23 protein-coding genes are annotated in these 24,001 nt (G+C 70.2%); 13 read left to right on the top strand and 10 right to left on the bottom strand.

The window, feature by feature from the left end:
• Positions 1-43 precede the first annotated feature (43 nt).
• A complete protein-coding gene (locus ABTV10_RS00745) occupies positions 44-3,742 on the bottom strand; it encodes a beta strand repeat-containing protein (RefSeq protein ID WP_499031904.1) in 3,699 nt (1,232 codons plus the stop codon).
• Between the two features lie 342 nt (positions 3,743-4,084).
• Between ABTV10_RS00745 and ABTV10_RS00740 the strand changes: the two genes are divergently transcribed.
• Positions 4,085-4,573, top strand: coding sequence for a PaaI family thioesterase (locus ABTV10_RS00740; RefSeq protein ID WP_499031902.1), 489 nt, complete (start codon positions 4,085-4,087; stop codon positions 4,571-4,573).
• Between the two features lie 86 nt (positions 4,574-4,659).
• Here the strand turns inward: ABTV10_RS00740 and serS are convergent, their stop codons facing one another.
• Together serS and ABTV10_RS00730 are read right to left on the bottom strand one after the other, a co-directional pair.
• The gene (gene serS, locus ABTV10_RS00735) at positions 4,660-5,919 is read right to left on the bottom strand and encodes a serine--tRNA ligase (protein ID WP_499031901.1); all 1,260 of its coding nucleotides are present in this window, start codon (positions 5,917-5,919) and stop codon (positions 4,660-4,662) included.
• A gap of 30 nt (positions 5,920-5,949) precedes the next feature.
• Positions 5,950-6,360 (bottom strand): ankyrin repeat domain-containing protein, encoded by a 411-nt coding sequence (locus ABTV10_RS00730; protein WP_499031900.1) that lies wholly within the window; start codon positions 6,358-6,360, stop codon positions 5,950-5,952.
• Between the two features lie 60 nt (positions 6,361-6,420).
• Between ABTV10_RS00730 and ABTV10_RS00725 the strand changes: the two genes are divergently transcribed.
• The 5 genes from ABTV10_RS00725 (at position 6,421) to ABTV10_RS00705 (ending at position 10,383) form a co-directional block, all read left to right on the top strand.
• Entirely contained in the window at positions 6,421-7,512 is a 1,092-nt protein-coding gene (locus tag ABTV10_RS00725) for a septum formation family protein (RefSeq protein ID WP_499031899.1), read from the top strand.
• Position 7,513: 1 nt separating this feature from the next.
• Positions 7,514-7,864, top strand: coding sequence for a metallopeptidase family protein (locus ABTV10_RS00720; RefSeq protein ID WP_433608990.1), 351 nt, complete (start codon positions 7,514-7,516; stop codon positions 7,862-7,864).
• A gap of 128 nt (positions 7,865-7,992) precedes the next feature.
• Positions 7,993-8,301 carry a PE family protein gene (locus ABTV10_RS00715; protein ID WP_433608988.1) on the top strand — a complete coding sequence of 103 codons (309 nt, stop codon included), beginning with the start codon at positions 7,993-7,995 and terminating at the stop codon, positions 8,299-8,301.
• A 58-nt stretch (positions 8,302-8,359) separates the two neighbouring features.
• Positions 8,360-9,586: a PPE domain-containing protein gene (locus tag ABTV10_RS00710; protein ID WP_499031898.1), complete on the top strand. Its 1,227-nt coding sequence runs from the start codon at positions 8,360-8,362 to the stop codon at positions 9,584-9,586.
• Positions 9,583-10,383, top strand: a complete 801-nt coding sequence (locus ABTV10_RS00705) for an ESX secretion-associated protein EspG (RefSeq protein ID WP_499031896.1) — start codon at positions 9,583-9,585, stop codon at positions 10,381-10,383. The genes ABTV10_RS00710 and ABTV10_RS00705 overlap by 4 nt, the downstream gene beginning before the upstream one ends.
• A gap of 4 nt (positions 10,384-10,387) precedes the next feature.
• Here ABTV10_RS00705 and ABTV10_RS00700 read toward each other — a convergent pair whose 3' ends face one another.
• The 3 genes from ABTV10_RS00700 to ABTV10_RS00690 form a co-directional block, all read right to left on the bottom strand.
• Entirely contained in the window at positions 10,388-11,077 is a 690-nt protein-coding gene (locus tag ABTV10_RS00700) for a histidine phosphatase family protein (protein ID WP_499031895.1), read from the bottom strand.
• Positions 11,074-11,988 (bottom strand): prephenate dehydratase, encoded by a 915-nt coding sequence (gene pheA / locus ABTV10_RS00695; protein ID WP_433608980.1) that lies wholly within the window; start codon positions 11,986-11,988, stop codon positions 11,074-11,076. The genes ABTV10_RS00700 and pheA overlap by 4 nt, the downstream gene beginning before the upstream one ends.
• A 68-nt stretch (positions 11,989-12,056) precedes the next feature.
• Positions 12,057-12,773: a hypothetical protein gene (locus ABTV10_RS00690; RefSeq protein ID WP_499031894.1), complete on the bottom strand. Its 717-nt coding sequence runs from the start codon at positions 12,771-12,773 to the stop codon at positions 12,057-12,059.
• A 369-nt stretch (positions 12,774-13,142) separates the two neighbouring features.
• Here ABTV10_RS00690 and ABTV10_RS00685 point away from each other — a divergent pair, with 369 nt between their 5' ends.
• The 6 genes from ABTV10_RS00685 (at position 13,143) to ABTV10_RS00660 (ending at position 19,308) form a co-directional block, all read left to right on the top strand.
• Entirely contained in the window at positions 13,143-14,531 is a 1,389-nt protein-coding gene (locus ABTV10_RS00685) for a wax ester/triacylglycerol synthase family O-acyltransferase (RefSeq protein WP_499031893.1), read from the top strand.
• Positions 14,532-14,605: 74 nt separating this feature from the next.
• On the top strand, positions 14,606-15,757 hold the full coding sequence (locus tag ABTV10_RS00680; RefSeq protein ID WP_499031891.1) for a serine hydrolase domain-containing protein: 1,152 nt from the start codon (positions 14,606-14,608) through the stop codon (positions 15,755-15,757).
• A gap of 26 nt (positions 15,758-15,783) precedes the next feature.
• Positions 15,784-16,602, top strand: a complete 819-nt coding sequence (locus tag ABTV10_RS00675) for a CPBP family intramembrane glutamic endopeptidase (RefSeq protein ID WP_499031890.1) — start codon at positions 15,784-15,786, stop codon at positions 16,600-16,602.
• A 34-nt stretch (positions 16,603-16,636) separates the two neighbouring features.
• Positions 16,637-17,992 carry an LCP family protein gene (locus ABTV10_RS00670; protein ID WP_499031889.1) on the top strand — a complete coding sequence of 452 codons (1,356 nt, stop codon included), beginning with the start codon at positions 16,637-16,639 and terminating at the stop codon, positions 17,990-17,992.
• A 63-nt stretch (positions 17,993-18,055) separates the two neighbouring features.
• The gene (locus ABTV10_RS00665) at positions 18,056-18,601 is read left to right on the top strand and encodes a ferritin (RefSeq protein WP_499031888.1); all 546 of its coding nucleotides are present in this window, start codon (positions 18,056-18,058) and stop codon (positions 18,599-18,601) included.
• A 158-nt stretch (positions 18,602-18,759) separates the two neighbouring features.
• Positions 18,760-19,308 carry a ferritin gene (locus ABTV10_RS00660; protein ID WP_499031886.1) on the top strand — a complete coding sequence of 183 codons (549 nt, stop codon included), beginning with the start codon at positions 18,760-18,762 and terminating at the stop codon, positions 19,306-19,308.
• Positions 19,309-19,378: 70 nt separating this feature from the next.
• Here the strand turns inward: ABTV10_RS00660 and ABTV10_RS00655 are convergent, their stop codons facing one another.
• The 4 genes from ABTV10_RS00655 to ABTV10_RS00640 are packed head-to-tail and all read right to left on the bottom strand — an operon-like array spanning position 19,379 to position 22,386.
• Positions 19,379-20,293: a DUF5926 family protein gene (locus ABTV10_RS00655; RefSeq protein ID WP_499031884.1), complete on the bottom strand. Its 915-nt coding sequence runs from the start codon at positions 20,291-20,293 to the stop codon at positions 19,379-19,381.
• Positions 20,294-20,326: 33 nt separating this feature from the next.
• Positions 20,327-21,091, bottom strand: coding sequence for a glycerophosphodiester phosphodiesterase (locus ABTV10_RS00650; protein ID WP_499031882.1), 765 nt, complete (start codon positions 21,089-21,091; stop codon positions 20,327-20,329).
• Positions 21,088-22,038 carry a DUF4328 domain-containing protein gene (locus tag ABTV10_RS00645; RefSeq protein ID WP_499031879.1) on the bottom strand — a complete coding sequence of 317 codons (951 nt, stop codon included), beginning with the start codon at positions 22,036-22,038 and terminating at the stop codon, positions 21,088-21,090. The genes ABTV10_RS00650 and ABTV10_RS00645 overlap by 4 nt, the downstream gene beginning before the upstream one ends.
• Positions 22,039-22,386: a rhodanese-like domain-containing protein gene (locus tag ABTV10_RS00640; protein WP_499031876.1), complete on the bottom strand. Its 348-nt coding sequence runs from the start codon at positions 22,384-22,386 to the stop codon at positions 22,039-22,041.
• Between the two features lie 501 nt (positions 22,387-22,887).
• Between ABTV10_RS00640 and ABTV10_RS00635 the strand changes: the two genes are divergently transcribed.
• On the top strand, positions 22,888-23,817 hold the full coding sequence (locus ABTV10_RS00635) for an LLM class F420-dependent oxidoreductase (RefSeq protein ID WP_499031874.1): 930 nt from the start codon (positions 22,888-22,890) through the stop codon (positions 23,815-23,817).
• Positions 23,818-24,001: the final 184 nt, after the last annotated feature.

Here is a 24,001-nt window from a genome sequence, read left to right as displayed (position 1 = left end):
TCTCCGCGCGGAGACGAGACCTCGCCTGGACTGTCAGTACTGCCTAGGAGCCGAAGTTCAGGCCGCCCAGCAGATCTCCGAGTATCGCACTCAGGCTGCCCAGGTTGCCCAGGCTGCCGCTCGGGCTACCACCAGAGACCTGGACGGTCTGCGCACTCGACGTCGAGTTCGCCACGCCCTGGCCGCCACTGAACTCCGCGCGGATGCTGTGCGCACCCGACGTGGTGAACGTGTGGTTCAGCGTCGCGACGCCGTTGACCACCTGCACGGCATCCCCGATCGGGGTCGCCCCGTCGAAGAACTGGACCGTACCGGTCACCGCTGCGTTGCCTGCACCGGTCACCTGCGCCGACAGCTGTACCTGGGTGCCGACCGTCGCGCTGGCCGGAACCGTCACGACGGTGGCGGTCTCGACGTCGACCGGTGTCGGAACCGTCACCACGACCTGCTTCGCTTCGGCGGTGGAGCCGGTGAACCCGCTTGCGCCGCTGAATGTCGCGGTGATGGTGTGCGTGGCCGCGGTGGTGAACGTGTGGCTCAGTGTGGCGACGCCGTTCACGACCTGCGCGGTTCCGATCGGGGCACCACCGTCGAAGAACTGGACGGTGCCGACGCTCGGAACGACTTCCTCGGTCCCGTTGTCGTAGACGGTGGCCACTAGATCCTGGGCCTCACCGGTCTTCGCGTTGCCGGGGACGCTCAGGATCGTCGTGGTTGCCGCGTCCACCGGAGTCGGATCGGTCACAGAAACGTTCTGCGCGGCAGCGGTCGACGCCGTGAACCCGGGCGCACCCGAGAACTCCGCCGTCACCGCATACGAACCGGCCGCGTTGAACGTGTACGGCATGCTCGCATGACCGGACCCGTCCACATTCACCGGCGCACCCACGGCGTTGCCCCCGACCTTGAACTGCACCGTGCCACCGGTCGGAACCGGAGCCACCGTCGCCGACAGGGTCACCTGCTCACCCGTCTCCGCACCGGTCGGCGCCGTCACCGTCGTCGTGGTCTCCGTGTCCGGGACAACAGGATCCGTGACCGTGATCGTCTGCGCACCGGCAGCCGAGTTGGTGAATCCTGCACCACCGGTGAAGGCGGCCGTCACCGAGAAGGAACCGGCAGTACCGAAGAGGTGCGACAGCGTCGCGGTGCCGCCCGAGACCTGCACCGGCGTACCCACCGGAGCACCGTTGATCGAGAACTGCACGGTGCCCTGGGCGTTGGCCGGGGTGACCGTCGCCGTCAGGTCCACGTCGTCACCGGTCTCGGCGGTGGCCTGAACACCCAGCGCCAGAGACGTTTCCACGTCAGCCGGAGTGGGATCGGTCACCGTCACGGTCCGCGCCGATGCGGTCGACCCCGCGAACCCAGCCGTACCCGAGTAATCAGCGGTCACCGCATACGAGCCAGCCGCAGTGAACGTGTACGGCATGCTCGCATGACCGGACCCGTCCACACTCACCGGCGCACCCACAGCCGCACCGGCAACCTTGAACTGCACCGTGCCACCGGTCGGAACCGGAGCCACCGTCGCCGACAGGGTCACCTGCTCACCCGTCTCCGCACCGGTCGGCGCCGTCACCGTCGTCGTGGTCTCCGTTTCCGGGACAACAGGATCCGTCACGGTCACGGTCTGAGCGCCAGCGCTCGAGCCGGCGAACCCGGCACCACCGGTGAAGGTGGCGGTGATGCTGTGCGAACCGGCCGCGGCGAACTGGTGCGACAGCGTCGCAACACCGTTCGACACCTGCACCGGGGCACCGATGTTCGTGCCGTTGTCCTTGAACTGCACCGAGCCCACGGCGTTGGCCGGGGTCACGTTCGCGGTCAGATCGACCGCAGTGCCGGTCTCCGCGTTCTGCGGAACCGTCAGTGCCGTCGTGGTCACGACGTCCGGGTCCGTCACGGTGACGTTCTGGGTCTGCGTCGCGGTCGACGAAGCGAATCCGGCATCACCGGTGAAGGCGGCACCGATCGCGTGGTTACCTGCGGCCTGGAACGTGTGCGGCAGCGTCGCAACACCGTTCGACACCGCCACCGGGGAACCGATGTTGGCACCGTTGTCGGTGAACTGCACCGTGCCGGTCGCGTTCTGCGGCGCGACGTTGGCCGTGAGCGTCACCGAGGCACCCGTCGCGGCGTTCGCCGGGGCCGACACGGTGGTCGTGGTCTCCACGTCCGGAACGACCGGATCGGTGACCGTCACGGTCTGCGCACCCGCGGCGGAACCCGCGAAGCCGGGCGCGCCGACGAAATCGGCCGTGATCGCGTGCGCACCGGCGGCAGCGAACGTGTGCGACAGCGTCGCAGCGCCGCCCGCCACTGTCACCGGGCCACCAATGTTGGCGCCGTTGTCCTTGAACTGCACCGTGCCCGCGGCGTTCGACGGGGTCACGTTGGCAGTCAGGTCGACGGCGGTGCCGGTCTCCGCGTTCTGCGGAACGGCCAGCGCCAGAGTGGTCGTCACGTCGACGGGCGTCGGATCCGACACCGTCACGGTCTGGGCCGACGACGTGGAACCGGTGAAGTTACCGGTACCGGTGAATACCGCCGTGATCGAGTGCGACCCGGCCGACGAGAACGTGTGACTCAGGCTGGCCGCGCCGCCCGACACCGGCACCGCAGACCCGATGTTCGCGCCGTTGTCCTGGAACTGGACCGATCCCGTCGCGTTGGTGGGCGCGACATTGGCCGTCAGGGTGACCGGGGCCCCGGTCTCCGCGGTGGCCGGGGCCGTCAGGTTCGTCGTGGTCGACACCTGCGAGGCAACGACATTGATCGTCGCCAGCGGGCCGGCGCCGGCGTTGAGGCCCGCACTCTGGCTGTCCCGCGGTGTACACCGTGTCGGCGCCCACTGGTTCCCGAAGAAGCTCGCCAACGGCAGGAATGTGTAGTAACTCTCGTTGGCGTTGTAGTTCGCGGCATTGCCTGCCGTACGTACCTTAGGCGTGATCACACCAGGCGATCCGGCAACCATCGTCACGTCGACAGCGGGCAGCCGGAACCAGCTGTCACCGCCGGTCGCATTGCCGTTGAGATCCTTCTTCAGCTTCGGCGCACGAATGCCCCCTTCGCTGTTGGTGCTGGTGCTGGGGCCGTTCGAGATCGTCTGATTGTTACCCGAGAGCCGGAGGATGTTCCCCGCACCATCTGGGTTACCGGATTCGTTGACCCTCAGGACACCGGGGGCCACGCCGTCGAGGTTGATGCCCGTACCGGGCACGACGGTGGCACTGACAAACGTCGCATTGGCCGGGATTTCGTAGTCGACCTTCAGGCGCGACACGTTCGTCGTAGTGGCACCAGAATCTGAATTGGGATAGAAGGCGCCGCCCGGTTGGATCCGGTAGGTGAATGTCTGGCCGGGCTCGACAGCGCTGGGCGCATCGACCTGCATGGAGGTATCGGCGACCTTGTGGACGGTGATCGTCGCCGACGCTTGACACGCGTTCTTGAAGTTCGTGGTCGCGACGGCTGCGTTCGCCGGGGCAACGGCGATCACGAGTGTCCCGGCCACGAGCGCTGCGCCTGTGATGGGTGCGGCACAGCGCCTGAGTAATGGATTCTGCATACACACTTCCTTGTAAGAAGTTGCGGATGGGGGGAGGAGTAATCCGCAGAGGTCCGCACACCATAACGACGGTGTTACGTCCGTGTATCGCTTTTGCCTACCAAACGCCCATATGTTGCTGAATATTTGCTGGTCCCGCCCGCGCGCTACCCACAGGTAGCATGGGCGCACGGAGAGTTTTCCCTGGTCAGACAGGTGTCCAGCGTTCTTACCTGTACTAATGCCATCGATGTGACTCGCCGGAGCTCCTCGGCGCACTGATCGCGCCTCACCCGAAACTTTCACCCTCGGATTAGCCCCATCCCGGCAGAATCCCGCAAAAGTGGGGCCTTGGCGCTCCTGCGGCAGTAGGCGAGGCGCCTCGGACACGCCGAATTCGAGCAAACTTCACCGAACGAACGACCGAAGCAACGGATTCGTAGAGGCGGATTTTGAAATTGATTCCATTTATGTGCGGGGTCGTCGAGCCGACCGAGCCGGCCGGACTCCCCCACCCCGGGTACCGTCCGGTGCGTGACAACCGAACGCCAGCGCACCTACACCTGGAACGACCCCGCCCCCATCGCCGAGGCAAACCGGAACCTCAGCGGACTCGAGTTCGTCCGTGGACTCGTCGACGGCACCGTCCCGCACCACCCGACCGCCTCCACGCTCGGGTTCCGTGTCACGGACGCTCGCGAGGGCTTCGTCGAGATCACCGCTGAACCCGCGGAGTGGCACTACAACGCGGTCGGCAGCGTGCACGGCGGCGTCATCGCCACGATGATCGACACCGCGATGGGCTTCTCCGTCTCGAGCACCCTGCCCGCCGGCGTCCACTACACCACGCTCGACATCACCGTTCGCTACATCCGCGGCATCAAGGCGAACGGCGGATCCATTCGCGTGCACGGTTTTTCGGAGCACACCGGCCGGACCACGGCGACCGCGCGGGCCGAGGTCCGCGACGACCAGGACCGGCTGCTGGCGACGGCGTCGACCACCTGCCTGATCCTGCGCTGACCCGGAAACGCGTCGGCCGAATGTCACATACGTTCGATCAGACTGAACGCATGTGACATTCGGCCACAGAAGCGGGGAGCCGCGAACTACGGCGCGGTCAGCACCTCGCGCCCGACGAACGGCACCAGGGCGGCCGGGACGCGCACGGAACCGTCGGCCTGCTGGTGGTTCTCGAGGATCGCGACGAGCCAGCGCGTGGTGGCGAGGGTGCCGTTGAGGGTGGCGGCGATCTGCGGCTTGCCGTTCTCGTCGCGGTAGCGCACGTGGAGACGGCGCGCCTGGTAGGTGGTGCAGTTCGACGTCGACGTCAGCTCGCGGTACTGCTGCTGCGTGGGAACCCAAGCCTCGCAGTCGAACTTGCGGGCCGCGGACGAACCGAGATCGCCGCCGGCGACGTCGATGACCCGGTACGGGACCTCGATCGCGGCGAGCATGTCGCGCTCCCACGCGAGCAGACGCTGGTGCTCGGCGTCGGCGTCCTCGGGCTTGCAGTAGGTGAACATCTCCACCTTGTCGAACTGGTGGACGCGGATGATGCCGCGGGTGTCCTTGCCGTAGCTGCCGGCCTCGCGGCGGAAGCACGACGACCAACCCGCGTACCGCTTGGGGCCGTTCGACAGGTCGAGGATCTCGCCCGAGTGGTAACCCGCGAGCGGCACCTCGGAGGTACCGACGAGGTACAGGTCGTCGTCGGCCAGGTGGTACACCTCGTCCGAGTGCTGACCGAGGAAGCCGGTGCCCTGCATGACCTCGGGGCGCACCAGCACCGGCGGGATCATCATCGTGAACCCGTTGGCCATCGCCTTCTGCGCCGCGAGTTGCAGCATGCCCAGCTGGAGCATCGCGCCGAAGCCGGTGAGGAAGTAGAACCGCGAGCCCGACACCTTCGCGCCGCGCTCCATGTCGATCAGCCCGAGCGACTCGCCGAGCTCGAGGTGGTCCTTCGGCTCGAAGTCGAACGTCGGGATCTCGCCGACCGTCTCGAGGGTGATGAAGTCGTCCTCGCCGCCGGCGGGGGCGCCGTCCTGCACGATGTTCGAGATCGCGCGGTGGGCCTCGTCCAGCCGGGCCTGCGCCTCGTGCTGCGCGGCCTCGGCGTCCTTGACCTTCTGGGCCAGCTCCTTGGAACCCTCGAGCAGCGCCGGTCGCTCCTCGGGGGACGCCTGCCCCACCTTCTTGCCGAACGCCTTCTGCTCGGCGCGCAGCGTGTCACCCGCCAGGATGGCGGCGCGGCGGGATGCGTCGGCCTCGAGCAGCGCGTCGACCAGACCGGGGTCTTCGCCGCGGGTGCGCTGCGAGGTGCGGACGGCGTCGGGGTTCTCGCGAAGGAACTTGAGGTCAATCACGACCACAAACCCTACTTGGTGACGCCGCGCTCAGTCCGGGTGCTTCCCCAATATCTGCAGATAATCGTCGCGTCCGAACATGCGTGCGGCATCGAGCGCCGACGGTTGCCCGGCCTCCGCGTCGGCTCCGGCGGCCCCCAGCGCGGCCACCACCGCGTCCTCGCCCTTGAACACCGCACCGGCCAGCGGCGTCTGCCCGCGGTCGTTTGCGCGGTTCACGTCGGCGCCGCGCTCGATCAACGCGCGGACCGCGTCGGCGTGTCCGTGATACGCCGCGAGCATCACCAGGGTGTCGCCGGCGGCGTTGGTCAAATTCACCGGCACACCGGCGTCGACGTACTTCGCGAGCGTGGCCGCGTCGCCGGCCCGGGCCATGTCGAACAATCGACCGGCCAACTCCTGCACGTCACCGTCGGGCGTCGCGGGATGTTCCTCACTCATGCCGCACGAACCTACGCGGAAACTTCGGCATCTGCGTCCGTTGAAGGCATTATGGACGGGATGTCCGTGGATGAGACCGAGCCGAAGTCGCAGCCGACAGCCGAGTCGGCACCGCAGCCGGAACGGCGCCGACACCTGTCTGCGCCGGTCACGCGGCGTGCGCTGGCGCTCGTCGCGATCGGGGCGGTGCTGGCCGCGGTCGCCACGATCTTCGTGTCCGGCGGGTTCGACCGCGGCGAGAAGCTGCCCACGCACACCGCCGGCGTCGGGCCGCAGCCGACGGGTGCCGTGGCGGGCGAGGCGTTCGGATCGGCCACGACGGGCGACTGCCTGGCGTGGGCGAAAGCCGATGCCAGCGACCTCGAGCAGGTCGACTGCGCGCAGGCGCACCAGTTCGAGGTGGCCACCGACGTGGACCTGAGCGTGTACCCGGGCGTCGAGTTCGGGCCCGGAGCCAAGTTCCCTGGCGTGCTGCGGTTCTCCGAACTGCGCGACGAACAGTGCGCTCCCGCCGTCAACGCCTACCTGGGCGGCCGCTTCGACCCGAAGGGCAAGTTCAGCGTCGGTCTGATCAACCCCGGCGAGGCCGGCTGGGCGGCCGGGGAGCGGACCATCCGCTGCGGGCTGCAGTTCTCCGGCGTCACCGGGTCGCTGCTGCCCATCCAGGGCAAGGTCGCCGAGCAGGACCAGTCGAAGGTGTGGGACGTCGGCACCTGCATCGGCATCAACCAGAACGTGCCGTCCGATCCGGTGGACTGCGCCGACCCGCACGCGTTCGAGGTGGTCGGCGTGATCGACCTGGCCAGCCAGTTCCCGGGCGGCATGCCGTCGGTCGAGGACCAGGACAAGTTCCTCGAGCGGGCGTGCACCGACGCCAGCAACGGCTACCTGGGCTCCCCCAACGCTCTGCGCGACAAGACACTGACGCTGTTCTGGGACAACCTCGACCTCGACAGCTGGCTCGTCGGCAGCCGCAAGATCAACTGCTCGATCGGCAAGGAAACCGACGGCAACGGCTTCGCGACCATCGTCGGCAGCGCCAAGGGCGACATCCTGATCAACGGTCAGGCGCCGGTCCCCCCGCCGGCGGCACCCGAGGGACGTTCGGTGCCGACCCCGCTGCCCGGTGCGGCACCGCTGCCGGGAGCCTGACGTGTCGGTGACGATGACCGAGGAGCGGTTCGAGGAGCTGGTCTCGGAGGCGCTCGACCTCATCCCGCCGCAGCTCGCGGCGGCGATCGACAACGTGGTCGTGCTGGTCGAACCCCGCAACGACGAGGAGCCGACGCTGCTCGGTCTCTACCACGGCATCGCGCTGACCGAGCGGGACAGCCACTACGGCGGCTCCCTGCCCGACACCATCACGATCTACCGCGATGCGCTCCTCGACGTGTGCCACTCCGAGGAGGAGGTGGTGCACGAGGTGATGGTCACGGTGATCCACGAGGTAGCGCACTACTTCGGCATCGAAGAGGACCGCCTCCACGAGCTCGGCTGGGGCTGAGCACTCCCCCGAATTTTTCGTCGGTTTCATGTGGAACCGACCGGCTGTCTCCTGCGTCGAAGCAATCAGGAACAAGTTTCGCGAAGCCTGTTCCCGCTGCCACCGACCCCGAGACGAGGAGTTCAGCCATGTCGGATCACGTGTTCGTCGAACCCGACGTCCTCCTCGCCGCCGCCGCGGAACTCGACGGACTGGCCGCCCGCCTGCAGTCGACACTGACCGCCGCGACGCCCGCGCTCAACGTCGCGCCCTCCGGGTCCGAGGAGGTGTCGGTGTTGGCGGCCGGCTACTTCAACCGGCTCGCGGGCAGCTTCGGGCCGGCCGCCACCCGCGGCATCGAGGAACTGGTCGCCGCCGCGGCGATGCTCCGCGCGCAGGCGGCCGCGTACCAGGACCAGGACCACGCCCTGCGCGCGTCGCTCGCCGCAGGCATGTGAGCCCGCGCATCCCGAACCGCTGAGCCGAACTCTCGGCCGAACCGAGGAGAAACGCATCATGACCATGGGTGTCACAGGCGTCGTCTGGATGCCTCGCGGCGCAACCGTCAACTCGACCACGCTCAGCGGAGGCGCCGGCCCGGTGCCGCTCAGCGCCGCGAGCCCCGCCTGGACCGCGATCGCGGAAGGCTTCGTCGACGCGGGCGCAACCCTGGTCCGGGTCATGGAGGAACTGCGCGCCGGGTGGGCGGGAACGGCCGCCGAGGCCGCCCTCGCGAAGCTCGCGCCGTTCACCGCCTGGACCGAGCAGACCGCGACCCTCGCGGCGGAAACCGCCGCCAAGGCATCCGCCGAGGCCGGCGCCTACGCCACCGCGGCCCTGGCCATGCCGAGCCTGCCCGAGATCGCCGCGGTCAAGACCGCCAAGACCGCGGCCTACACCACCGGTGGCGTGGTCAACGGCTCCGCGGCCGTGGCCGAGGCCGCCGACCGCGCGATCGACATCCGCGCCGGCCTCGTGATGGAGGGCTACGAGGCGGCCTCGAGCGTCCTCGCGACACCCGAGACGTTCACGCCTCCGCCGCCGCTCACCCACGGCTCGACCGCGGGCCTCGAGTCCCGCGACAGCGGCGACGTGACTCGGCGGACCCTCGAGAACGACTTCCGCACCGACCCGGTCGGCACCATCGCGGCCGCGGCCACCGCGTTCGCGCAGAACCCGGCCGTCGCGACCGCGGCGTCGCAGGTCGGCACCGTCGCGGGCACCGTGTCCGGCGCCACCTCGGCCGCGGCCAACCTCGGCGGCGCCGTCCTCGGCGGGGTGGGCGCCGGGTCGCCCGCGCTCATGGGGGCTCCGGCTGCCGCGCCCGTGCCGGCCGCCGGCCGCGGGGTGGGCGTGTCCGGCGGTGGGTCGTCCGGCGCCGTCGCCTCGCGCGCCGCGGGTGTCGCCGGAGGCGGCGGCGGGGCCCGGGCGGCGCTGCCCGACGGCTGGGCGCAGGCCGGTCAGCTCGCCGGCTCCGGGCACGGCGGCGGGGCCGCCGGCGGCGCGGGTACCGGCCCGGGCGCCGGACCCACCGATGCGGTGCGCGCGGAGACGGCGGCCACCGCCGCCGCCCGCAACACCCCGGTGGGCGGCACCCCGATGGGCGCGCACCGCGGCGCCGTGGACGCGGACGAGGCCGACCGTGCCACCCCCGGCTACCTGCGGCGGTTCGAGCACTTCGCCGACGGGCGCACCGTGATCCCGTCGGTCATCGGGGCCGACGCGCCCGAGGACGGGCGGTGATCGACTTGGGGATCGAACCGATCGGCACGACGCTGCCGCCGACCACCCTGCACGTCGACCAGATCGACCTGCTCGTGCACCTACTCGACATCGACGTGCTGCCGGTGGTGCTCGACGCCGGCCCCCGCTTCGATTCGCTCCCCGCCCGCGACGCGGTGTTCCGGCGCGCCCACGACGGTCTCACCGCCGCGGGCCTGGTCGACGGCATCGCGGTCCACCCGGAGCTGGCCCGGCAGCTGCGCGCCCTCGCCCGCCCGCGCGGCGAGATCGCGGTGCGCAAGTACGTCGACGGCACCGTCCACCGGGCATGCCTGGCCCTCGACCAGGACCGGGCCGGAGCGGTATTGGCCCTGCGCAGCGGCGACGCCTTCACCGTCCAATGGCTCGAGCGCGATGTCGTCGGGCCTCTCGGGCACGCGCTCGGCGCCGCGACCCCGCTGCCGTTCGGCGTCGTGAACTGCCCCACCGCCGACCTCGGGGGCGCGCTCGACCGGATCACCGACCCACAGCGGGCGGCCGATCACCTCCTCGCGGTGGGGATTCCCGCTGCGGAGGCTGCCGTCGTCGGGCCCGCGTTCGCGGCCTGTCCGATCTTCACCGAGATCGTCGGCCTCGTCCACGAGGACGGCCGTCCGGGAGAGCTGCGCGGACCGGTCACCGTGTTCGACACCGCCGCCGGACGCGTCGTCGGCACCACCAGCGTCGCCACCGACGGCGTCCGGTGGACGTCGCTCAGCCCCGGCACCCCGGGACGGCTGCGCCAGGCGCTCGACGCCCTGCTCGCGCAGCTCGACTGAGGGCTCAACCCATCGGGTCGTCGGTGGCCTCGGTCGCCTCCGCCTCGAACCACGGCCGCCGCGGGGCAGCGTCGAACGGCGGGTCGAAGAGACCCCAGCGCACGCACTGCCAGCCCGCAGCGGTCGGCACCAACTCGACTGTCGAGGTGTTCTCCAGGTGCCGATCCGCGGCGAACGCACCGGGCACCCCGGCCAAGTACGCGGCCACCAGCCGGATCGCGGCGCCGTGGCTCACCACCACGACATCGCCCCCGGCGCCGCCGTCGAGGTACTCCGATCGCAACGAATCCACCACCGGCACATAACGTTCGATGATGTCGACGCCCGACTCCCCGCCCGGGATGCGCGCCGACAGGTCCCCCGTGTGCCACGTGTGGAACACCTTCGCGAACATCTTGTGCGACTCGAGATCCGAGCGGTCCTCGAGCTCACCGGCCTGCGCCTCGTGCAGACCCTCCCGCACCTGCAGCGCGATGCCCGACGCCGTCTCCACGAATCCCGCGGTCTCGCGGGCCCGCAACGCCTGCGACGACACCAGCGCGGTCGGTGGGCGCGCCGCGAGCCGGTCGCCGAGCGTCTGCGCCTGCGTCCTACCGAGTTCCGTCAGCCGGGCACCGGGTAGCCGGGTGTCGAGCCGTCGTTCGACGTTCGCCTCGGTCTGCCCGTGCCGGACCAGGATCAGTCGGCCGCTCACGCATTCTCCTCTCCGCGGCGCAGCCGCTCCAGCCACGCGGTGTCGTCGGCGTCGGGCATCGGGGCGCCGCCGCCCGGGACGGCCGACGGCCACGACCCGAGGAAGCGGACGTCGCTGAAGCGGTGCAGCGCCTTGAGCGCCTCCGCGACCAGCCCGTCGTCGATGTGCCCGACGCAGTCCAAGTGGAACAGATAGGTACCGAATTCCTTACGCGTAGGCCGGGATTCGATGCGGGTGAGGTCGATGCCCCGCGTCGCGAACTCCGTCATCGCGCGGACCAGCGAGCCGGGCACGTTGTCGAGGTGCAGCACGACGCTGGTGCGGTCGTTGCCGGTGCGGGCGGGCGCGGGCTGTGGCCTGGTGACCAGCACGAAACGGGTACGGGCACCCTCGTAGTCGGCGACCGAGGACGCCAGCGCCACGAGCCCGAGCCGCTCCCCCGCCAGCGCGGTGGCCACCCCGGCATCGGCGACGCCGGCCGCAACATCCTCTGCCGCACCGGCATTCGACGACGCCGGCTCCACCCGAGCGTTCGGCAGGTGGGCGTCGAGCCAGCCCTGCACCTGCGCGGTCGCGACCGGATAGGCGCGGACGGTGCGGACGTCGGCGAGCGTCGTGCCGGGGCGTCCGACGATCGTGAAGGCCACCTCGAGTTCGGTCTCGGCCATGATCTGCAGTCGGCCGCCGAGGGCGAGCGCGTCCATGGTCGGACGAATCGACCCCTCGACCGAACTCTCGATCGGGACCACCGCGCCGTCGGCGTCGCCACGACGCACCATCTCCAACGCCGCCGGCTGGCTCGCGGCCGCGACGCGCTCGACGTCGCCGTCGAACGTGCCGGCCGCCTCGAGTTGGGCGAGCGCCATCTCGGTGAAGGTCCCGCTGGGTCCGAAGTACGCGATACGAGGCACGACTACGAGATTACGCAATCGCCCCCGGCGCACTCCGCCGATCGGTCCCGGTTCCGTGACCGCGCGCGCTACAGCAGCCCGGCGTCCGCGAGCACGCGGTCCGCCTGCTCCGGATCGTCGACCTCGATACCGAGCAGCACGCCCCGCACCGCCTCGGCGGCCTCGGGAACGAGCGCCGCGAGCGCGGCCGCATCCGGGGACGCCAGGGCCGCGCGGACGTCGTCGCCGCGCAGCGCCGCGACCGTGCCGGCGAGCAGGGACAGGACCTCGGCACCGTCGCGCGCGCGGGCGACGAAGCCGACGGAGGTGTGCGCGAGCACCGCGAGGAAATCGGCGACGGCGTCGACGCGCTGACCGGCGATCAAGCCGGGGCTGTGACCGGCGTCGGCGAGGATCTGCGCCACCTCCGCGAGGGTGCCGGCGTCGGGGCCGTCGGGCGTGACGAACACCGCGACGGGAGCGGACAACCGGAGGCCGACCGCGTCCGCGATCTGCCCCGAGGTGCAGTGCACGTGATAGCGGAGCGCCCGATGCTCCACCGCGTCCGCGAGTCCGTCCGGATCGATATCGAGCTCGACGACGACCGCGCCGGCATCGACGTCGGTACCGGCGGCGCCGGTGAGGACCGAGGCGGCCACGATCTGGGGGCCGGTGGTGGCGGCGTCCCGGACGACGGGGTCGGCGGCGGCGCGGCGCTGATGGAGCAGCCCGTCGACGAGCGGCCGGGCCGCGCGGTCGCGAGACGCGGGAAGAGTCGGCATCGACAGCGAAACAGGAATCGACACACGACCACGTTAGCCCGGACCGGTCCGGAACTCGTCGTCCGAGCCGAGGGGTTGCTGCGCACAGGCCCGAGAATTAGCTTAGGTTTACCTCAGTTCTACGTGGGTTCGGTGTCACGTCCCGCGCCGGCCCCGACGCAAGGAAGCCGCCGATGACCCATACCACCCTCGGACCGTCCACCGCCGAACGGGTGCACTCAGCCGCGCCCTACGGGATCCTCGTCGGCTGCCCCTTCGTCAACGGCCTGCGCACGCGTCCCTGACGACGTTCCGCTTCCGGGTCGGTCACATCCCGGCCACACCCGGCGAACCGCCTGCCGCACCGCGGCCCGGGGTGTACAGAGAAGCTGTGGACCGACATCGTGGTGCGCGATGGCACTGATGTCACCGGTGGACGTCGTCCTGCTCGCCGGCGAGATCGGGTCGCGCACGCTGCACATCGGCGTCCTGCTCGTCTTCGCGCCGCCGCCCGGCGGGCCCGACAGCTTCGCCGCCGACGCGTACCGCGCCGCACTGACCGCCGTGCGCGCGCAGACCGCGCTGATGGCCGAGCCCACCCTCTCGCTCGCCACCGGCCTGCTGCCGGCCTGGCGACCGGCCCACCACATCGACATGAGCCGACACCTGGAACGGCACGCGCTGCCCGCGCCCGGCAACGACGCCGACCTGTTCGAGCTGGTGGCCCGCCTGCACGAGCACCGACTCGACCGCTCCCAACCCATGTGGGAGGGCTATCTGATCGAGGGACTCGCCGGCGGCAGATTCGCGCTCTACGGGAAGATCCACCACGCCACCCTCGACGGGATGTCGGGCATCCGCATGATCGAGCAGTCGCTCACCACCGACCCCGACCGCCGCGACATGCCGCTGCTGCTCGCGCCCGACCGAACCCCGCAGCAGCCGGGACCGCGCGGACTACCGGGCCCGCTGCGGCTCGCGCGCGCCGGCGTCGCGGGTGCGGTGTCGATCGCGGACGTCGCCCGACGCGCCCTCGTCGGCACCGCCGACTGGCTCGGCCGGGCCGTGACGACCGAGTCCACGGTCCTGCCGATGCGTGCGCCGCACACGCCGCTCGACGGCAAGGTGGGGCCGGAACGGGCGTTCGTCGGCCGGTCGTGGCCCAAGGAGCGACTGCGCGCGGTGCAGCGCGCCACCCATGCCACCAGCAACGAGATCACCCTCGCCATGTGCGGGGGCGCGCTGCGCAGCTACCTGACGAAACGGGACGCGCTGCCGACGTCGTCGCTGGTGGCGCTGGTCCCGGTCGCGCAGCGACGACGCGAGGACGCCACCGGAGGCAACGCGTTCGGCCTCGCGCTGTGCACGCTCGGCACCGATCTCGACGACCCGGGGGCGCGCCTCGAGCTGATCCGCCGGTCGATGGCCGACGCGAAGCGCCGCGTCCGCACGATGGGCAGCGGCGCGTCGACGATCACGGCAGTCCCCACCCTGGCGCCGAACATCGCCCGGATCCTGCCGATGGGCGAGGTACTGCCGCCGAGCTACAACGTCGTGGTCTCCAACGTCCCGGGTCCCCGGAGCCCGCTGTACTGGAACGGCGCCGAACTGCGGCACATGTACCCGCTGTCGATCGTGTTCGACGGGACCGGTCTGAACATCACGGCCTGCCACTATGCCGACCGTTTGGATTTCGGATTTCTGGCGCACCCGGAATCTGTGCCGGACCTCGAGTGTTTTACCGATGAGACCGAGGTCGCATTGGGCGATCTCGAACGGATATCGGAAGTTCGCTCGACATGACTGCCGCAATGCCGCGTCGTGGCTCGGGCGGGACCCCACGTCGGAAGGCGGCGGAATACAGGCCGCCCAGGACGATGCTCGTCGACCCGCGTTTCGAGTCACTCGCCACCCAGTTCTTCCACCTGTTCCATCGCACCCACGACGGCGGTGGTGCGCTCGCCGTGTACCTGCACGGCCAGCCGGTCCTCGACGTGTGGGCAGGGTGGGCTACCCCTATCCGCAAGTGGGACTCCGACACCGTGACCCTGTCGTTCTCGACCGGCAAGGGCGTCGCGAGCACCGTGCTGCACCGGCTCGCCCAGCGCGGCCTGATCGACTACGACACCCCCGTCGCGTCCTACTGGCCCGAGTTCGGCGAGGCCGGCAAGGAATCGATCACCGTCCGCGAACTTCTCAGCCACCGCGCCGGCCTGCACCGCATCCGCGGGCTGGTGCCCGGCCGCCTCGCGCTGCTCGACCACGACCGGGTCACGGCCGCGCTGGCGGCGGCCGTGCCGGACCCCCGCCGCACGACGATGCCCGGATACCACGCCGTCACCTACGGATCGCTGATCGCGGAGCTGACGGCGCGGGTGTCGGGCAAGCCGTTCACCGAACTGGTCCGCACCGAGGTCGCCGAGCCGCTCGGTATCCCGGAGTTCTGGTTCCAGGTCCCCGAAACCGAGAAGGACCGCATCGCGAAGGTGTTCCCGCACATCAACCCGTTCGGGGTCCCGTGGGGGGTGACGTCGCTGGCCCTGTCGCTGGTGCCGCACCTGCGCGACATCGCCGACGCCGGCATGCCGGAGGGTTTCGACATGCTGGTGCGCGACCCGACGATCCACGACTTCGTGATGCCCGGCTGGAACGGCGTGTTCAGCGCCCGCGCCCTGGCCCGCATGTACGCGGCGTTCGCGAACGACGGCGTCGTCGACGGCATTCGGTTCCTCGAACCCGACACCATCGCCCAGCTCAGCGAGGTGCAGACCAAGGCCCGCGACTACGTGCTGGGCATCCGGATGAACTGGCGGCTCGGCTACCACGCGGCGCTGGTCGCGGCCCGCACCCAGCATTCGGGCGCCTTCGGGCACTACGGGCTGGGCGGCTCCGGCGCATTCGCCGACCCCGACAGCGGGCTGTCGGTGGCTTTCGTCACAAACCGCTTGGGCGGGGCGCTCACCCCGTTCGCGGACCTGCGGCTGCCGAACCTCGGCGCGAAGGCCGAATCCCTCGCCCAGCACATCTGACGACGTTTGCGTCTAGCGTCGGCGGGGTGATCACCCGCACCACCGTCGACTCGTGGCTCCGGCCCGCATCGCCACCGCCGTCCAAGCCCCCGCTCGACGCCCGCGAGCGGCGCGCCCTGTGGTTCGAGATCACGATCGTCCTGCTGGTGACGTTCGGGCTCAACGGCATCTACAGCATGCTGTCGCTGCTCGAGTCGGCCCTGCAACCTGGCGGGCTGTCCGAGCAGGCGGTCGCGATCAACCCGTCCCGGTCCACGCAGTCGTACATCGACCTGGCCCGGCAACTGCTCGGTGTGGTCAAGCTCGCCGCGTGGGCAGCGCTCGGGCTGTATCTGCTGTGGCGCAGTGGCCTGGGTCCGCGCCGGATCGGTCTCGGTCGGACGCAACTGCGGGGCGGGGTGCTTCCCGGCGTCGGGCTCGCGGCCCTGATCGGGCTGCCCGGGCTCGCGTTCTACCTGGCCGCGGTCGCACTCGACCTGAATCTCACCGTCATGGCGAGCACCATCGACGACCACTGGTGGCGGCTGCCGGTGCTGGTGCTGTGGGCGATCGCGAACTCGGTGGCCGAAGAAGTCCTGGTGGTGGCCTACCTGATCTCCCGGCTGCGCCGGCTGGGCTGGAGCGAGAACTCGTCGCTGCTCGCGTCGGCGCTGCTGCGCGGCAGCTACCACCTCTACCAGGGCCTCGGCGGCGGCCTGGGCAACGTGGCCATGGGGCTGATCTTCGGCCGCTACTGGCAGCGGACCGGGAAACTGTGGCCGCTGGTGATCGCGCACGCCCTCATCGACACCGTCGCGTTCGTCGGATACGCGCTGCTCCGCGAGCACCTGTCGTGGCTGCCGTGACCGCAACTGTCGGGATCGCACGTATTCTCGGATCGTGAACGGCGAGACCCCCGACAGACGTCAGCCGGGCCCGCCGCACCGCGGCCGGCCCCAGCCGCCGCGCAACGCTTCCCCGCCGCCGCGCCGCGGTGGGCCTCCCCCGCAGCGCCCGCCGCAGGGCGCCGAGGGCACCCAGATCATCCGCCGCGACGGCCGTCCCGGCGGCCCCGCCCAGCGCCCGGCGCCGGCACGCGCATGGTCGCAGGCGCCCGAACCGCAGCCGTGGTCGCAGACGCCCGGTGGGCCTCCGCCCCGCGGCACCGGTCACGCGCCGACGCAGACCCCGCGCCCGTACGCGGAGCCGCGGCGGATCCCGCCGGCCGGCCCGCCGCGCAGCCCCCAGCCGCCGCGCCCGCCGGCCGCGCCCGCCGAACCGCCGAAGCAGCGGCGCCCGCGTAAGCGCGGAACCTGGCTGCGCCGCGTCGCGCTGACGCTGGCGGTGCTCCTGGTCGCGTCGATCGGTGGCGTGGTCTACCTCGACACCAAGCTGAACCGCGTCGACGCGCTCGCCGACTATCCGGGCCGTGTCGCCGACACCCCGGGCACCAACTGGCTGCTGGTCGGGTCGGACAGTCGCGCCGGCCTCACCGCCGAGCAGGACCGGGCTCTCGCGGGCGGCGGCGACATCGAGGGCAAACGCACCGACACGATCATGCTCGTGCACGTGCCGAAGAGCGGCGCCACGACGATGGTGTCGATTCCGCGCGACTCGTACGTGAACATCCCGGGCATCGGCCGGGGCAAGATCAACGCGGCGTTCTCGCAGGAAGACGGCGAGCAGCTGCTGGTGCGGACGGTCGAGGAGGCCACCGGCCTACACATCGACCACTACGCCGAGATCGGTTTCGGTGGGTTCGCGGGCATCGTCGACGCCCTCGGCGGCGTGAACATGTGCGTGCCCTACCCGATCGACGATCCCCTCGCCGGCATCAACCTGCCGGCCGGCTGCCAGGACCTCTCCGGCCCGGAGGCCCTGGGCTTCGTGCGCAGCCGCGCCACCGCGCTCGCCGACCTGGACCGAATGAACAATCAGCGCGCGTTCATGAGCGCGCTGTTGAAGAAGGCCACCTCCCCCACGACGCTGATCAATCCACTGCGCCTGTGGCCGATGATGACGCAGACCGCCAACTCGCTGCAGGTTGCCGACGGCGACCATCTGTGGAATCTCGCCGGGCTGGCGTGGGCACTGCGCGGCAAGATGGTCACCACCACTGTTCCGGTCGGCGGATTCGAGGTCGTCGACGGCTGGGGCGACGTTCTGTTGTGGGATCGGCAAAAGGCGAGCGAATTCTTCGATGCGCTTGCAAATGACCGTCCGGTTCCGCAGGGCCTGTTGACCGGCACGCCGTGACGCTCGTCGCTGTCCGGACATTGCCGACACTGCCGCGGCATTACGGGCGGTATTGTTTCGTGCATGACTGAAGCGGCGCACACGAACGAGTTCCATCGACTGCTGCAGACTCAGATCCGAAACGAATTCACGGCGTCTCAGCAGTACATCGCGGTCGCCGTCTACTTCGATTCCGAGGATCTGCCGCAGTTGGCGGGCCGCTTCTACCGGCAGGCCGCCGAGGAACGCGACCACGCGATGATGATGATCCAGTATCTGCTCGACAACGACCTGCCGATTGCCGTGCCCGGCATCGACTCCGTCGTGACCGATTTCGCGTCGGTGCGCGAGCCCGTGGCGCTGGCCGTCGCACAGGAGCGCACCGTCACCGAGCAGATCACCCGACTGGCGCGCACCGCCCGCGACACCGGCGACTACCTGGGCGAACAGTTCATGCAGTGGTTCCTCAAAGAGCAGGTCGAGGAGGTCGCGAGCATGACGACGCTGCTCACCATCGTCGACCGCGCCGGCAACAACTTCTTCAACATCGAGGACTTCGTGGCGCGTGAAATGAGTTCGGCCGTGACCGCCGATTCCACGGCCCCGCGGATCGCCGGAGCCGACGCCTGATTCCGACCCGCCCCAATTGCCGAACAATCGGCAATTGGGGCAGATCGGCATTTTCGAAACCTCGATCCGGATTGAGGCAAGGCTAATTGAGGACACACTAGCCTCAATTAGGTTCCACTTGCGTGACAGTTCACCCTGATCAGCGATACCTTGACCCCATGGGTGCCTCAGACGATTCGCATCGGACGAAATTTCACGCACTTCTCCACGATCAGATCCGCAACGAATTCAACACATCGCATCAGTACCTCGCGACCGCGGTGTATTTCGACAACGCAGATCTCCCCCAGCTGGCCCGCCACTTCTACAAGCAGGCCAACGAGGAACGCAACCACGCGATGATGATCATCCAGTACTTCCTGGATCGGGACATCACCGTCGAACTCACCGGCGTCGATCCGGCCAAGAGCCACTTCGAGAACGCGCGCGAACCCATCGCCCTCGCCCTCGCGCAGGAGAAGGCCGTCACCGAGGAGATCGTCCAACTCGCTCGCACGGCCCGCGACGACGGCGACTACCTGGGCGAGCAGTTCATGCAGTGGTTCCTCAAGGAGCAGGTCGAGGAGGTGGCCCGCATGACGACGCTGCTGACGATCGCCGACCGCGCAGGTTCCAACCTGTTCGATCTCGAGGACTTCGTGGCCCGCGAGATGAGCAGCGTGGACGACGCGTCCGGGGCACCGCCCGCCGCCGGCGGCACGATCTAGCACCGAAACAGCTGAAGGTCCCGTCACGCGCCGCGAGCGTGTGACGGGACCTTCAGCTGTGAACTGAGTGTCAGCGCAGGGTGACCTGGCGGCCGCGCAGCCCGTCGCGGGCGCGCACCTCCGCCGACGTGAGCGGCGCGTCCACGGCCAGCGCCTCGGCGAGGCGCTGCCCCAGCTCGGCGGTCGGCGCGGCCCACTCGTCGGGGTGCTTCTCGCGGTCGAGGTCGAAGACCGGCACCAGAAGGCCGTGGGTACGGAACGAGCCCGCGAACCGCGAACCGTCGCCGAGGTGCAGTCCGCCGGCCGCGTGCACGCGGGCCAGCGCGAGCATCAGCGAGTCCTCGTCCTCAGGACGCACCCAGCGCAGGTGTGCGCGCTCTCCGGCGTCGACCCACCACGCGGCGACGACGCCGTCGGCCTCGAGTCGCGCCGACGGCATGATCGCCATGTTCGCCTGCTGGACGGTCGCGGCGACGTCGGGGGCCGGCTCGACGCCCTCGGGAATCCACCAGTCGAAGTTCTGGTGGACGGTGATCTTCGGGAGCGCGTCGGCGACCAGGACGTCGGCCAGGCGCGGGCCGTCGGCCTGCGGGTCGGCGAAGGTCAGCGAGTTGCCCGGCTCCGCGGACTGCACCCACGTGATCGCCGCACCGAGGTCGGCGCCGGGGTCGGCCGTGTGGGCCTGGACCTGCAGGCCGACGTAGCGTCCGGCGGTGCCGTCCTCGTCGCGCACCAGGGCCGCGACGGCCCCGGGCAGGACGGTGGCCGCGGTGACCGGCTTGTCGGCGTCGCGGACCGGCAGCTCGACGAGAGCCGACGGCACGAACTCGCGCAGCGCGACGAGGTCGCACTCGGCGGCCAGACCCTCGAACGGGCGGGTCGGCGAGGCGACGTCGGCCTCGCGCTCGAGACGACGCTGCTCGAGCTTCGCGGCGCGGTTACTGCCCGGCTTGGGGCCACTGTTTCTCTTGCTCTTCTTACCCACGAGGCCAAAACCTACACGGACGAGCGCGCGATCTCAGCCGCCCAGCAGTTTCTTGGTGCGGCCTGGATGATTGGTCGCCACCCAGCCGACGCCGAGTTCCTTGCACAGGGCGACGTCGGCGGGATCGTCGACGGTCCAGCAGTAGGTGGCGCGGCCGGCGGCGGCGGCCTTGTCGACGATCTCGGGATGCTCACGCAGCGTCTTGATGGACGGCCCGACCGCGGTGGCGCCGACGGTGGTGGCGGCCCCGCCGCCGAGGTAGCGGGACGCGTCGCCCAGCAGCACCGTCGGCAGCAGCGGCGCCGACCGGCGGATCCGCCACACCGCGCTCGCGGCGAACGACATCACGACGGCCCGGGAGTGGTCGGCGGACGGCGGGGTGGCGAGACCGTAGCGGGACAGTTCGGCGAGCACCTTGCTCTCGACGAGCCCACCGTAGCGGACCGGGTGCTTGGTCTCGATGAACAGTTTGGTCGGGCGCGACGTCCACCCCAGGGTGAGCTCGATGAGCTGGGACAGTGTCAGCAGCCCGGCCGGTGCGGCGCCGGTGCCGTAGTCGAGTTCGCCGAGCGACTCGAGCGTCATCTCGCTGACGACGCCGGTGCCGGACGACGTCCGGTCCACCCGCCGGTCGTGCACGCACACGAGGTGGCCGTCACGGGTGAGCCGGACGTCGCACTCGAGGCCGTCGGCGCCCTCCGCGAGGGCCAGTTCGTACGCGGCGAGGGTGTGCTCGGGCATCGCGGCCGACGCGCCGCGATGCGCCACTACGAGAGGGCCACGCCGATCCGGGCTCATCCGACGGTCGCCTCCTCGGCCGGTGCGGGCTGGTCGGTCGCGGGCACGTTGATCCATCGGGTGGGGCGCTGCGGGCGGCCGAGCAGGTCGAGGCCGTCGAACCGGCGCATGACGTGCAGCGTGAGCAGGGCGGTCGCGGCGGCGACGGCCGCGGTGACCGCGGCGAGCGCCACCCCGTCGGCCTGTGCCTGCAGCGTGTCGCGGCCGCGCCACAGCAGTCCGACGGCGACGAGGAGCCCGTTGACCACCCACGCGCCCCACCAGATGCGGATGGCCGTCAAAGTTCGACGGTCGCCGTCGGCGACCTCGGTGAGGTAGACGCCGGGCATCACGAGGTTGACGATCGGAACGAGCACGCCGGCCGCGAGCGCGCGCGGCGTGCGTGGGTCCGCCAGCCCTCGGGCAGCGAGCACCTGGCGGCGGATGACGACGAGCCGGCACACCGATGCGGCCGCGGCGGCCAGGGCCACCAGCGGCGCCGACAGCTGCGTCGCCCACACCATCGAGTCCGACACCGCGAGGGTCAGCGGGTCGACCAGGCGCACCCGGTTGAACACGAGCAGTCCGTACCGGAACGCCTCCGCCAGTGCGGCGAGCCCGAACACGATCGCGGTGCACGCGAGCAGCGTCGGCGCGAGATCGGCGGCGGCCTCGGTGCGGGTGAGCCGGTCGTCGGGTTCCTCGGGCGGCCGGTCGAGCAGTCCCCAGCGCGGCACCTGCGTGTACCGCGGTGTCGGGCCGAGCCGGGGCGCCGGCCGGCGCCGGCGCGCGATCGGCGGGTAGGGGCTGCGGGCGACCCAGCGGAAGTTGCGTGCGGTGGGCGGGGCGGGACGGTCGGTGTCGACCGGGGAGAGCAGCACGCCCTGGCAGCGTGGGCACCACTGCGCCGGCGGGCCGACTACCGGCCACCTCGACGCGCAGCGGGCGCAGACCTGGACGACGCTCATCTAGTAGATCTTCGCCGAACCGGGGTCGCCGTCGGAGGTGAGCGGGAGTCCTGCGCCCTGCCACGCGACCATGCCGCCGTGGACGTGGTAGGCGTCGAAGCCGATGCTGTTGAGGTATTCGACGGCGATGATCGAGCGTCCCCCCTGGCGGCACACCACGTACACCTCGGCGTCGATGTCGATCTCGTCGGTGCGGGCCGGGACGTCGACGATGGGGATGTGTTGCGCTCCGGGGGCGTGCCCCAGCTCCCATTCGTCGTCCTCGCGCACGTCCAGTAGGACGGTCGCCTCGGTGAGCTCCGTCGGAAGGTCGGTCACGGAGACGGTGGGAACGTGCGGGGTCGTCACGGCTTCGATTCTGGCACGGCCTCTGTTCCGGGGCAGACGATCTCGCGTTACGTCGCCGGGCCCTTCGTGACCGGACCGATACGTGCTGCCCTCCACATCGACCGATTGCACCTCAAATGTGACCTGAAGCACTTGATTCGACGAGTTATCCACAGTTTCCACAGGGTCATCCACAGTTCTGAACAACTCCGGTGGGGATCATCCACAGGTCAGGGCCTCGAGGTGGATGGTTCGTTGACAACTGTGCACCGCAAGTTCCACAGCAATCCACAGGCTGTGCGGATTTGCGTGCCGGCGGTCCGATGTGGTGGCACGGGCCGGAGTCCCCACCGCCGGGATGTGTGCCCCCATCCCAGCCCCGCTCTCCGGCCCGGCTCTCCCCCCACTTCGTCGGGGCGATTCCGTCCCGACACTTGATCCGACGCGGCGGGACCCGGATCGGTTCCCTCGACTTCGTCCTCCGACGCACGTCACATTCGGCGGTGCGGCACAGTGGTCCGCATGGACCTGAGAATCTTCACCGAACCCCAGCAGGGCGCCACCTACGACGATCTCCTCACCGTGGCGAAGGCGGCGGAGCAGTTCGGCTACGACGCGTTCTTCCGGTCCGACCACTATCTGGCGATGAACGTGGAGGGTCTGCCCGGCCCCACCGACGCCTGGATCACCCTCGCCGGTCTCGCGCGCGAGACGTCCACGATCCGACTCGGCACCCTGGTCACGTCGGCGACGTTCCGTTATCCGGGCCCGCTCGCGGTCTCGGTCGCGCAGGTCGACGCGATGAGCGGCGGGCGGATCGAACTCGGCATCGGCGCGGGCTGGTTCGAGGAGGAACACCGCGCGTACGGCATCCCGTTCCCGTCGCTCGGTGAGCGGTTCGACCGCCTCGAGGAGTCGCTCGCGGTCATCACCGGCCTGTGGGGAACTCCGGTGGGGCAGACGTTCAGCTACGACGGCACCCACTTCCCGATCAGCGACTCGCCGGCGCTGCCGAAGCCGGTGCAGTCGCCGCGGCCGCCGCTCGTGATGGGAGGGATGGGCAGGCGCCGCACCCCGTCGTTGGCGGCCCGCTACGCCGACGAGTTCAATCTGCCGTTCGTGTCGATCGACGACACCGTCCTCCAGTTCGAGCGGGTCCGCGAGGCGTGCAAGGCGGTGGATCGCGATCCCGACGAACTCGTGTACTCCAGCGCCCTCGTCCTGTGCTGCGGACGCACCGAGGAGGAGATCGCGCGACGGGCCGCGCGGATCGGCCGGGAGGTGGACGAACTCCGGGAGAACGGACTCGCCGGAACCCCGGCCGAACTCGTCGACAAGATCGGGCGCTACCGCGAGGCCGGCACCCAGCGGGTGTACCTGCAGATGCTCGACCTCGCCGACCTCGACCACATCGAGTTGGTTGCGTCGGAGGTCGTGCCGCAGCTCGCCTGATCCGACCGGACACTCGACCGACAGTTACACATATCGGACATACCTACGGCCGCAACGTGTTTGCATCGCCGAGGTCCGAAACCACGTGCACATCCGACTCGATCGGGTGTGCGCGTGGCCGTTTCGGCACCTCGACGGACCGATGCGGCGCCCTTGCGGTGCCGGACTCGGTCCGACGTCTTGT

Origin of the sequence: Paraburkholderia sp. RHO2 (assembly GCF_050955445.1) — a bacterium.
Classification (GTDB): domain Bacteria; phylum Actinomycetota; class Actinomycetes; order Mycobacteriales; family Mycobacteriaceae; genus Prescottella; species Prescottella agglutinans_A.
The sequence above is the reverse complement of the archived record's forward strand: the minus strand, read 5'-3'. Positions and strand labels throughout refer to the sequence as shown.

Excerpts from the sequence above, each read along its gene's own strand:
- ABTV10_RS00730 (WP_499031900.1), bottom strand. The coding sequence starts at position 6,360 with ATGAGTGAGGAACATCCCGCGACGCCCGACGGTGACGTGCAGGAGTTG.
- ABTV10_RS00725 (WP_499031899.1), top strand. The coding sequence starts at position 6,421 with ATGTCCGTGGATGAGACCGAGCCGAAGTCGCAGCCGACAGCCGAGTCG.
- ABTV10_RS00715 (WP_433608988.1), top strand. The coding sequence starts at position 7,993 with ATGTCGGATCACGTGTTCGTCGAACCCGACGTCCTCCTCGCCGCCGCC.
- ABTV10_RS00710 (WP_499031898.1), top strand. The coding sequence starts at position 8,360 with ATGACCATGGGTGTCACAGGCGTCGTCTGGATGCCTCGCGGCGCAACC.
- ABTV10_RS00685 (WP_499031893.1), top strand. The coding sequence starts at position 13,143 with ATGGCACTGATGTCACCGGTGGACGTCGTCCTGCTCGCCGGCGAGATC.
- ABTV10_RS00680 (WP_499031891.1), top strand. The coding sequence starts at position 14,606 with ATGCTCGTCGACCCGCGTTTCGAGTCACTCGCCACCCAGTTCTTCCAC.
- ABTV10_RS00665 (WP_499031888.1), top strand. The coding sequence starts at position 18,056 with ATGACTGAAGCGGCGCACACGAACGAGTTCCATCGACTGCTGCAGACT.
- ABTV10_RS00660 (WP_499031886.1), top strand. The coding sequence starts at position 18,760 with ATGGGTGCCTCAGACGATTCGCATCGGACGAAATTTCACGCACTTCTC.
- ABTV10_RS00650 (WP_499031882.1), bottom strand. The coding sequence starts at position 21,091 with ATGAGCCCGGATCGGCGTGGCCCTCTCGTAGTGGCGCATCGCGGCGCG.
- ABTV10_RS00645 (WP_499031879.1), bottom strand. The coding sequence starts at position 22,038 with ATGAGCGTCGTCCAGGTCTGCGCCCGCTGCGCGTCGAGGTGGCCGGTA.
- ABTV10_RS00635 (WP_499031874.1), top strand. The coding sequence starts at position 22,888 with ATGGACCTGAGAATCTTCACCGAACCCCAGCAGGGCGCCACCTACGAC.